11 protein-coding genes are annotated in these 10,100 nt (G+C 35.6%); 7 read left to right on the top strand and 4 right to left on the bottom strand.

The window, feature by feature from the left end; all coding sequences use genetic code 11:
• Nucleotides 1-1,554 (top strand): sensor histidine kinase (locus Q0992_RS06940; protein WP_299521608.1); only part of this gene is annotated, 1,554 nt, incomplete at its 5' end.
• Nucleotides 1,547-2,179: a response regulator transcription factor gene (locus tag Q0992_RS06935; protein WP_299521607.1), complete on the top strand. Its 633-nt coding sequence runs from the start codon at nucleotides 1,547-1,549 to the stop codon at nucleotides 2,177-2,179. The genes Q0992_RS06940 and Q0992_RS06935, both read left to right, overlap by 8 nt.
• Before the next feature lie 46 nt (nucleotides 2,180-2,225).
• On the opposite strand, the gene asnB is transcribed toward Q0992_RS06935, so the two are convergent.
• Complete coding sequence (gene asnB / locus Q0992_RS06930; protein ID WP_299521606.1) at nucleotides 2,226-3,887, bottom strand: asparagine synthase B; 1,662 nt, start codon at nucleotides 3,885-3,887, stop codon at nucleotides 2,226-2,228.
• Between the two features lie 237 nt (nucleotides 3,888-4,124).
• On the opposite strand from asnB, the gene Q0992_RS06925 reads away from it, so the two are divergent.
• The gene (locus Q0992_RS06925) at nucleotides 4,125-4,655 is read left to right on the top strand and encodes a DUF2911 domain-containing protein (RefSeq protein WP_299521605.1); all 531 of its coding nucleotides are present in this window, start codon (nucleotides 4,125-4,127) and stop codon (nucleotides 4,653-4,655) included.
• 47 nt (nucleotides 4,656-4,702) lie between these two features.
• Here Q0992_RS06925 and Q0992_RS06920 read toward each other — a convergent pair whose 3' ends face one another.
• The 3 genes from Q0992_RS06920 to Q0992_RS06910 form a co-directional block, all read right to left on the bottom strand.
• On the bottom strand, nucleotides 4,703-5,335 hold the full coding sequence (locus tag Q0992_RS06920; RefSeq protein WP_299521604.1) for a 7-carboxy-7-deazaguanine synthase QueE: 633 nt from the start codon (nucleotides 5,333-5,335) through the stop codon (nucleotides 4,703-4,705).
• 62 nt (nucleotides 5,336-5,397) lie between these two features.
• Complete coding sequence (locus Q0992_RS06915; RefSeq protein ID WP_299521603.1) at nucleotides 5,398-6,057, bottom strand: outer membrane beta-barrel protein; 660 nt, start codon at nucleotides 6,055-6,057, stop codon at nucleotides 5,398-5,400.
• Nucleotides 6,058-6,130: 73 nt separating this feature from the next.
• A complete protein-coding gene (locus Q0992_RS06910) occupies nucleotides 6,131-6,583 on the bottom strand; it encodes a Rid family detoxifying hydrolase (protein ID WP_299521610.1) in 453 nt (150 codons plus the stop codon).
• Between the two features lie 66 nt (nucleotides 6,584-6,649).
• Here Q0992_RS06910 and Q0992_RS06905 point away from each other — a divergent pair, with 66 nt between their 5' ends.
• From Q0992_RS06905 to Q0992_RS06890, 4 genes are all read left to right on the top strand, one after another.
• Nucleotides 6,650-8,188 (top strand): helicase HerA-like domain-containing protein, encoded by a 1,539-nt coding sequence (locus Q0992_RS06905; RefSeq protein ID WP_299521602.1) that lies wholly within the window; start codon nucleotides 6,650-6,652, stop codon nucleotides 8,186-8,188.
• 19 nt (nucleotides 8,189-8,207) lie between these two features.
• Nucleotides 8,208-8,765, top strand: coding sequence for a hypothetical protein (locus Q0992_RS06900; RefSeq protein ID WP_299521601.1), 558 nt, complete (start codon nucleotides 8,208-8,210; stop codon nucleotides 8,763-8,765).
• A gap of 121 nt (nucleotides 8,766-8,886) precedes the next feature.
• Nucleotides 8,887-9,261, top strand: coding sequence for a cupin domain-containing protein (locus Q0992_RS06895; protein WP_299521600.1), 375 nt, complete (start codon nucleotides 8,887-8,889; stop codon nucleotides 9,259-9,261).
• 1 nt (nucleotide 9,262) lies between these two features.
• Complete coding sequence (locus Q0992_RS06890) at nucleotides 9,263-10,090, top strand: alpha/beta hydrolase (protein WP_299521599.1); 828 nt, start codon at nucleotides 9,263-9,265, stop codon at nucleotides 10,088-10,090.
• Nucleotides 10,091-10,100: the final 10 nt, after the last annotated feature.

Below are 10,100 nucleotides of genomic sequence, written 5' to 3'. Positions count from 1 at the left end.
AAAGGCGACTTTAAAAAAAGTCTTCAAGAGTACTATCAATCTATAGAACTATATGAATTTCTTAACGATTTAAAAAGTGTTGGTGTGGTAATAAATAGCGTTGGTATCGTGCAAAAAAACCTTAAAGACTACCCAAAAGCTATTGAAAGCTATGAGCGAGTAATCGATATCTACAATGAAACCAACCATACAAATGGCTTATCGAATGCATATGGGAATCTTGGCAATGTATATGCCATCACTGGCAATTATAATAAGGCCATAGCCTGTTTTAAAAATTCACTCGAAATAGATGAGCAAAGCCAAAACAACTGGGGAATAGCCATCAACAAGATGGATATTGCAAGACTTTATGTATTGCAAGGCAAGTATACCGAAGCCATAGATTTATATAAACAGGCGCTTTCAATACAAATCAAGCACAATTTTAAAAAAGAGCAGATTGAAACTTTAACCAATCTGGGCGAAGCGTATCGGTTTGCAAAAAATTATGAGAAAAGTGAATATTACCTAAAAGAGGCCATTAAAAAGAACATTCAGTCCAAAGCCATAAGGCAATACGTTAACGAACAATTATTTCTGTTGTATCAGGAAAAAAAAGATTACAAACTGGCCCTAGATAGTTACAAGTTGGCCAATGAATTAAAGGATAGCATTTATCAGCAAAAAAATCTAAAAAGTATAAATGACCTTCAGATTAAATATGAAAGTAAAGTGAAAGACGAAGAAATAGCAAGTCAGAAGTTAGCTTTGAATCAAAAGGAAAATACAATTCTTAAACGACAGAGTCAGTTCCGTCTTTCGCTGTTTGTGGGTATCTTACTCTTCATCTCAAGTTTAGGAATATGGCTGTTCTACAGACAGAAACAGAAACTAAAAAATAAAGAAATTGAAACCCTCGTTGCTCAAAAAGAGCTCAGCAAACTTGAAGCACTAATTGCCGGTGAAGAGAATGAACGCAAACGTATTGCTCAAGATCTTCATGACGGTATTAACGGAGACCTATCGGTCATTAAATATAAAATGACCTCTATCGACCAAAACAAATTTAAACCTAAGGAAGAAGAGGCCTTTTGCATGGCTATAAGCATGTTGGATAATGCAATAGATCAGGTACGTCATATCTCACATAATTTGGTACCACCATCCTTGCAAAATTTCAATCTTATTGAGGCCCTGCAACAATTCAGCTCTAAAATATCTAGTACCAATACCATCAAAATAAACTTTCAGCTATATGGTGAATACCTAAAACTTAATAAAGATGCCGAGACTGCTATTTACAGAATTGTACAAGAATTAGTAACCAATATTGTTAAGCACTCCGAAGCCACAAAGGCCCTTGTTCAAATTAACTGTCATCATGAAAACCTTTATATCACTGTTGAAGATAATGGTATTGGCTTTGATACTACCAAAACATATAAAGGCATAGGGTTTAAAAATATTGAGTCTCGTGTCGCTCTTCTTAATGCTGATTTTTCCGTAGATTCCAATTCCAAAGGTAGCACCTTTACCGTCAATATAAATACCAACGAATTAAGAGATGATTGATGTAATTATTTTAGATGACCATACGATGGTATTAAAAGGTATTGAGACCATGTTAGCCGACACACCAAATATCTCGGTCTCTCATACATTTAACAAAGGTGAAGAATTACTCGATCATCTAAAATTGGTAAAACCCGATGTCTTACTATTAGATATCAATCTACCCAAAAGCAATGGTATAGAATTGTGCGGTTTTATCTCGAAAACCTACCCAGATATTTCGATTATAGGATTATCGAATTACAGTGATACGAGCTTTATTAAAAATATGATGCGAAATGGCGCTAATGGGTATTTATTGAAGAACACCTGTAAAGACGAACTTATAGAGGCCATTAAAACAATACATTCTGGAAACACCTATTTACCAAAAATCCTCAAGGATAAACTACTAAACGAAAGTATTGGGGTACAGTCATCATCTTTTATTCCTCAACTTACAAGGCGAGAGCAGGAGATTTTAGAATGTGTGGCCAATGAACTTACCAATAATGAGATTTCAGAACAATTATTTATAAGTACTAAGACCGTAGAGAGTCATCGTAAGAATCTGTTGCAAAAGTTTGGAGTTCGCAATACAGCAGGACTAATTAAAGAAGCATTTGTAAAGGGGTTACTAAAATAAAAAAGGGATGCTTTTTCAACATCCCATAAACAATATCTTAAATTATTTAATACGCATCTTCGTGTACTTTTGCAACTGCTCTTCCTGAAGGATCATTCATGTTTTTGAAGGCTTCATCCCATTCTAGGGCAATTTTGGTACTGCAGGCCACACTTGGCTCTTGAGGCACACTTAATGCTGCCGCATCACTTGGGAAATGTTCTTCAAAAATCGTTCTGTAATAATATTCTTCTTTGTTTTGTGGAGTTTGTATAGGAAAACGGAAGTGTGCATTAGCCATTTGCTCATCGCTTATCTCCTTCTCAACAATTTCCTTTAAGGTATCAATCCAACTGTAACCTACTCCATCACTGAATTGCTCTTTTTGTCTCCACGCTACACTTTCCGGTAACATATCTTCAAAGGCCTTTCTTACAACCCATTTTTCCATACGGTCTGAAGTAATCATTTTATCTTTTGGATTGATGCGCATAGCAATATCCATAAATTCTTTATCCAAAAATGGTACACGACCTTCGATTCCCCAAGCAGCTAAGCTCTTGTTGGCTCTTAAGCAATCGTACATATGGAGTTTACTTAATTTTCTAACGGTTTCTTCGTGGAACTCCTTAGCATTTGGTGCTTTATGAAAGTACAAATAACCTCCAAATAACTCGTCAGCTCCTTCACCAGACAACACCATTTTAATTCCCATAGATTTGATAACACGTGCCATAAGATACATAGGTGTACTTGCTCTTATGGTTGTAATATCATAGGTTTCCAATTGATAAATTACATCCTTAATAGCATCTAAGCCTTCTTGAATGGTAAATTTAATCTCATGGTGAACGGTACCTATATGGTCGGCTACTTTTTTAGCTGCGGCCAAATCTGGTGAACCTTCTAAGCCTACAGAAAAACTATGCAATTGTGGCCACCAGGCTTGTTCTTTATCGTCAGCTTCAATACGACGCTGTGAATATTTTTTGGCAATTGCTGAAGTTACGGAAGAATCTAATCCACCTGACAACAATACACCATAAGGCACATCACTCATTAGCTGTCTATGTACGGCATCCTCTAAAGCCTGTCTTACCTCAGCAATACTGGCTTCATTATCTTTTACAGCATTATAATCTTCCCAATCTCTCTTATACCATTGTACCAACTCGCCATCTTTACTGCTCAAATAATGACCTGGAGGAAACAATTCAATCTTTGTACAAACTCCTTCTAAAGCTTTTAATTCTGAAGCCACATAGAATGTTCCATACTTATCCCAACCCATATATAACGGAATAATGCCCATATGATCCCTAGCAATGAAATATTCATCCTTTTCTGCATCATAAATTGCAAAACCAAAAATGCCATTCATCTCGTCTACAAATTCATGTCCTTTTTCTTTGTAAAACGCAAGAATGACTTCACAATCACTTTCGGTCTGAAACTTATAGTCTGGAAACTGGGCACGCAACTTCCTATGGTTATAGATTTCACCATTTGCCGCAAGAATCAATTTTTTATCTTCACTGAATAAAGGTTGCTTTCCAGAAGCTGGGTCAACAATCGCCAAACGTTCATGAGCCAATATGGCTTTATCATCACTATAAATTCCACTCCAATCTGGACCTCGGTGACGAATGGTCTTTGCCATCTCTAAGACTTGGGGTCTTAATACTTCTGATTTTTGCTTTATATCGAACGCACATACTATTCCGCACATAACTTTTGTTTTTATTATTAATTATGAAGCAAATATTAGAATAAACTTTCATTTATTAAATATAAAATACATAATCAATAACAAATCATTACTTTAATACTTAAAATAGTTCAATTTTGATATTGAATTGAGATAAATAGGGAGTTTAACTTTTAATCTGTAAACTTTAGTATTTCTTTTCGACCTTTTCTTTTAACAATATCTAATTTTATTATAAATAAAATCACACCATTTATTATGAAAACAACAAAACTAATTACAACCATTACTTTTGCATTTTTAATGTTTATGTCATTTAATGCGGAAGCACAAAAATTTGCAGGATTGGACAAGAGCCCATTAGATGTATCGTATTACAAAACCTCAAGAAACGCACCTCCAATTGCTAGAGTAATTTACAGTAGACCTCAACTTAAAGGTAGAGACGCCAAAGAACTTACTCAAAAAGATAAAGTTTGGAGAACTGGCGCCAATGAATCTGCAGAGATTACATTTTACAGCGACGTTAACTTTGGAGGTGATACCATTAAAGCAGGAACGTACTCTCTTTTCACAATTGCAGGCGACAAAGAATGGACTATTATTTTGAACAGCGATTTGCATGCTTGGGGAGCTTATTCCTATAACAAAGATAATGATGTTGCCAGAGTGAAAGTCAACGTTATGGAAGGCAAAAATAGTCTAGAAGCGTTTTCTATTACCTTTAACGATGGACACATGCATATGGGTTGGGGCAAAATCCGAGTTGCTGTTCCTGTATCAAAATAATTACTGAATTGTACCCAAAAAAAGCGTTGAATTTCAACGCTTTTTTATTATGGTATATTCAAATATTTATGTGTTTGAAGTGAAACTTTCCATTTAGGGTTGGTCATCACATAATCCACAATTAAGGGCATCACTTTTTCGCGTTTGCTCCATTCGGGTTGTAAATATAATATACAATCTTCATTCACCTTAGAAGCCTGTTCTTCCGCAAATCTAAAATCATCTTTATTGTAGACAATACATTTTAATTCATGGGCTTTATCATAAATTCCTTCTTTAGGAAGCTTTACTTTTTTTGGTGACAAACAAATCCAATCCCACTTCCCAGTCAATTTGTATGCACCAGACGTTTCTATATGTGTTTGTACTCCTTTTGCCTTTAGCTGTGCTGTTAATGGCCCCATATCCCAAGTCAATGGCTCTCCACCTGTAACAACAATAGTATTACTATACTTCACGGCATTGGCGACAATCTTTTCGGTCGCTGTAGGTGGATGTAATTCCGCCAACCAACTTTCTTTTACATCGCACCAATGGCAACCCACATCACAACCACCAATTCTCACAAAATAGGCCGCAGTACCTTTATGATAGCCTTCACCTTGAATGGTATAAAACTCTTCCATTAAAGGCAGCAAAAGCCCTTTGTCTATTAATTCTTGTCGTTCTCGTCTCGTCATGGTTTGCAAAGATATTTAAAAGTCTTTATTAAAGCTTAAATATCTAGCATCAATCAACCAATTTAAAACACAAGAGCAAAGCCAAATTGCAAGGTCGACGTCCCTAAATCAAATCTAAAACTCTCTGACTCTTGCTCAAAGTCATTTTCCCCCTCATTCTTAAATCTTGTATAACCCAATGAACCAAAATTAGCATGTATCAAAATATTATTGGTAATCTCATAATTGAATCCTGGTCTAAATCCGATAAAAATAGCATTTGAATCTGTGTCTCTTTCAATGTCATCACCATTTTCGAAGCTTGTGTTTCCGAATGTAAATCTTACCTCACCTTGTGCATGAAATGCTAACTTTTTTCCTACAGGGAAGAATTTTTTAACATATGGGAAAAAACTAAATGAATTAGAGGTCGATTCATTGGTTGCGTTAAGCTGATTACTAAAAGGCGTAGATTCAAATTTTGAATACCCATAACCCAAACCCAAACCAAGTATCAAATTATCATCAATTGCATATCCAATTTTTGGTGCAAGACTAAAATTAAATTGCTCACTATCGGAATCTTGACTGCCTTCAAGGGATAACTCGTTATTTTGTGTGTTTACAGAAAAGTCACCTTCAAAAATGAAGCTGCCTTTTTCAAGGTTGAATCTTTCATCATTTTCTTGACTGAATGTAAAAGTTGTAAAAATTAATAGGATAAATAAAACAGGTAATTTCATAATTGATAAGGTTTAGATTAACTTGTTTTTACTCATCAATTTTTATACCAAATATTCAGAATTTTCTTAAACTTTATTTTGTCTTTGCTGCAATAACATCTATTTCAATACTGGCACCGCCAGCTAAACCTGCAGCGGCATAAGTAGTACGTGCAGGCTTTCTTGTAAAATAGGTGGTATATACCGAATTGAAGGCTTTAAAATCATTGATATCTTCTAAGATTACAGTACACTTTACGACATGATTTAAAGACAGACCATGATGCTCTAAAACAGCTTTTATGTTTTCGATCGTTTGTTTGGTTTCAGCCTCTATACCACCTGAAACCAGTTCCCCTTTTTTGTGGTCTTTTCCTATCTGGCCAGTTAAGAACAAAAAATCACCTGTTTCTACTGCATCACTAAAAGGCACATTTGCTCTACTTGGTTCGTGCGACTTATGAAATATAATTTCTGATTTTGTATCATCACAAGATTGGAAAATCATAAAAACGAACAGACAATAAATTGAACATATAGACTTCATATACTCTAGGTTTTCTTCAAGGTAGTTTCCCAAAATTACATTATTTTTATGCAAATTTTCTGATCGATGACGAATTCTGATAAATTCATAAATGACATTGCCGAAGGCAACACATTTAAAGGTGACTATATCACTTTAGGTGCCGCAATGCTTGATGGTGAAACCAAGACGAATGCTTACGTAAATGTGCCTTTAAAAACTATGAATCGCCACGGTTTAATCGCTGGTGCCACAGGAACGGGAAAAACAAAGACTTTACAGGTATTGGCCGAAAACTTGTCGGAGAAAGGAGTTCCTGTGTTGCTTATGGATATTAAGGGTGATTTAAGCGGTTTGGCAAAAGCGAGTCCAGGACATCCCAAAATTGATGAACGTCATGAAAAAATAGGACTCCCTTTTGAGCCAAAATCTTTTCCTGTTGAGATTTTAACTCTCTCTGAACAAGATGGAGTGCGATTGCGTGCTACGATAAGTGAGTTTGGCCCAGTTTTAATTTCTAGGATTTTGGGCGTTACCGAAACGCAAGCAGGAATTATTTCTGTAATCTTTAAATATTGTGACGATAATAAATTGCCACTGTTAGACTTAAAGGATTTTAAGAAAATTCTTCAATATGCCACTGGTGAAGGCAAAAAAGAATTTGAAGAAGCCTATGGGCGTATTTCTACAGCATCGACTGGAGCAATCTTAAGGAAACTTATTGAAATTGAACAACAAGGCGGTGATTTATTCTTTGGCGAGACGTCTTTTGATACTCAGGATTTACTGCGAATCGATGAAAATGGCAGAGGTTACATCAATATCATCAGGCTCACTGATATTCAGGATAAGCCAAAGTTATTTTCAACCTTTATGTTGAGTTTATTGGCAGAAATTTATTCCACCTTTCCTGAGCAAGGAGATAGTGGCAGACCTAAACTCATTATGTTTATAGATGAAGCACATTTGATTTTCAACGAAGCTTCAGATGCCCTTTTAAATCAGATAGAAAGCATCGTTAAACTTATCCGAAGTAAAGGTGTTGGCTTATATTTTGTCACTCAAAATCCAACAGATGTTCCTGAAGCTGTTTTAGGACAATTAGGATTAAAAGTGCAACATGCATTAAGAGCATTCACGGCAAAAGACAGAAAAGCCATAAAATTAACAGCTCAAAACTATCCTGATACAGAATACTACGATACGGCTGAAGTCCTAACCTCCTTGGGTATTGGAGAAGCTTTGGTTTCCGCTTTAAACGAAAAAGGAAAACCGACACTACTTGCAGCTACCATGATGCGTGCACCAATGAGCCGTATGGATATTTTAACTGAATCAGAACTTGGTAGTTTATTAGCACAATCGCAATTAGCGAGAAAATATAATAAAGAAATAGATCGCGAAAGCGCTTACGAAATGCTAAATGAAAAAATAAAGCAAGCAGAGGCAGAAGAAGCAAAGCGTAAGGCCAAAGAAGAGCAAGAAGCACTTAAAAAAGCAGAAAGCAAAAGAAAATCTAGCGCCAGTAGAAGGCGTAGTAGTCGGCAAAATCCCATCGTTAAAGTATTATCTAGCCCAACAGTCATACGAAGTGTTTTAGGAATTTTGACCAAGATGCTTAAATAATTAACCCTAAATCTAAGTAATGAAGAATTTTTTATTTGCCTTAACAATAAGCGCTATACTCTTATCTAGTTGTGCAAAAGATAAAGCACCAGACCCTTTCTTAATTGAAAAACATCATATTGGATTATTGACAGACTCTACCCAAGTTAAGGACCTTGATGCTATTTTTAGTAATGACTCTGTAGTGAGATATATTGCTGGTGATGAATTTGCAGGTTCAGTTAATACGATTGAAGTTTTTGAAAAGGGAGGAAAAAAACTTTTGGACCTATCACCCAAAGAAGCTTTAGATTCCACTTCGGTGATTACCAGTGTACGAATTATTGACGAGCGTTATAAAACCGAAAAGAATATCTCTAAGTTGAGTACATTTAAGGACATAAAAGAAGCTTATAAGATTTCAAAAATTGATAATTTAATTAATTCAATAGTTGTATCAATAAACGAAATCAATGCATCATTCACTATAGACAAAAAAGAGTTACCAGCTAGCCTAAGGTTTGATATGGACATGACCATTGATCCCATTCAAATTCCCGAAAAGGCAAAGATTAAATTCTTTATGGTCCATTGGTGAACCGTAGCCTAGGGTACGGTTCACGAAGAAAACACCAAGACTTCGGTTCACAAAGTATATGTTAAGGCTTTGGCCTAAAAGGTAATACCATAAACACTTTGAAGTTAAACTGAAAAAGTATATGAAAGCGGGAAAAAAATACACATTACAAGCATCACCTTTTATTGTACCCACTGATGATGGCAAAACTATAAAAGAACATTTTGGTTTAGCCAGTGATGGCAATTCTCAAATAAGCATAGCACATATGGTTGCACCACCTGGTTGGAGTGAACCTTTTCAAACACCAGAATTTGATGAATACACATTCATTATTAAGGGAAAAAAACAGTTCATTATAGAGGGTGAAACTTTAGTTCTTGAAGCAGGAGAATCTATAAAAGTAAATAAGCATACTCGATTACAATACTCCAATCCATTTACAGAACCTTGCGAATATATTGCCATTTGCTTACCTGCATTTTCAATGGATTCCGTACATAGAGAAACGTCGTAGTATGAGTAGTTTTGTCATAAAATCCATAGGCAGCGCATTAAATGCAACCAGTTTAATTTCATCGAAATACGCCTCAAAAAAGGCCTTAAATTTATTTGCTTCACCTCGCAAAGGCAGGTATACAGATCAACAGCGAAAAGTCGTCAACACAGCTTTATTTGAAGAGGTCATTTATGATGGCTCAACAATAGCTACTTATCGCTGGAATGGCAAAGGGAAAACCGTTTTATTGGCTCATGGTTGGGAAAGCAATGCATCACGATGGAGTTATATCTTGAATGATCTCAAAGCTCAGAATTATAATATTATTGCTTTAGATGCACCAGCACATGGTCGATCTGACGGAAAACGATTCAATGCTGTCTTATATTCAGAATGCATTAATAGTATTGCACAGAAATTTCAACCTGAGATCATTATAGGTCATTCCGTTGGTGGTATGGCTAGTGTGTTCTTTATGCATAATTATCCATTGGATTCAGTTAAAAAAATGATTTTACTTGGTGCGCCAGCACATTTTACAGGAGTTTTCACCAGATATAAATCCTTAATGGGTTATAACAAACGTATCTCTAATGGATTAGACAATATTGTATTGGAACGGTTTGGTAAGCCTGTGGACTATTTTTCTGCCGCCAATTTTACAAAATCCATAAAAGCGAGGGGCTTGATTATTCACGACAAAAATGATAAGGTGATTCCTTACGAAGACGCCTTGCTATTCGCCAACCGCTATAAAAATGCTGAATTGATTAGCACGAGTGGTTTTGGCCATGGCTTAAAAGATGCATCCCTAACTCCAAAGATTATTGAATTTATAAATGGATAATCTTTGTCGT

Origin of the sequence: Winogradskyella sp. (genome assembly GCF_028289625.1) — a bacterium.
Classification (GTDB): domain Bacteria; phylum Bacteroidota; class Bacteroidia; order Flavobacteriales; family Flavobacteriaceae; genus Winogradskyella.
Note: the sequence above shows the minus strand (reverse complement) of the source record. Positions and strands in the feature narration are given on the sequence as shown.

Bases quoted from the DNA above. Each gene is read 5' to 3' on its own strand.
- Q0992_RS06935 (WP_299521607.1), top strand. From the start codon at position 1,547: ATGATTGATGTAATTATTTTAGATGACCATACGATGGTATTAAAAGGT.
- asnB (WP_299521606.1), bottom strand. From the start codon at position 3,887: ATGTGCGGAATAGTATGTGCGTTCGATATAAAGCAAAAATCAGAAGTA.
- Q0992_RS06925 (WP_299521605.1), top strand. From the start codon at position 4,125: ATGAAAACAACAAAACTAATTACAACCATTACTTTTGCATTTTTAATG.
- Q0992_RS06920 (WP_299521604.1), bottom strand. From the start codon at position 5,335: ATGACGAGACGAGAACGACAAGAATTAATAGACAAAGGGCTTTTGCTG.
- Q0992_RS06915 (WP_299521603.1), bottom strand. From the start codon at position 6,057: ATGAAATTACCTGTTTTATTTATCCTATTAATTTTTACAACTTTTACA.
- Q0992_RS06910 (WP_299521610.1), bottom strand. From the start codon at position 6,583: ATGAAGTCTATATGTTCAATTTATTGTCTGTTCGTTTTTATGATTTTC.
- Q0992_RS06905 (WP_299521602.1), top strand. From the start codon at position 6,650: ATGACGAATTCTGATAAATTCATAAATGACATTGCCGAAGGCAACACA.
- Q0992_RS06900 (WP_299521601.1), top strand. From the start codon at position 8,208: ATGAAGAATTTTTTATTTGCCTTAACAATAAGCGCTATACTCTTATCT.
- Q0992_RS06895 (WP_299521600.1), top strand. From the start codon at position 8,887: ATGAAAGCGGGAAAAAAATACACATTACAAGCATCACCTTTTATTGTA.
- Q0992_RS06890 (WP_299521599.1), top strand. From the start codon at position 9,263: ATGAGTAGTTTTGTCATAAAATCCATAGGCAGCGCATTAAATGCAACC.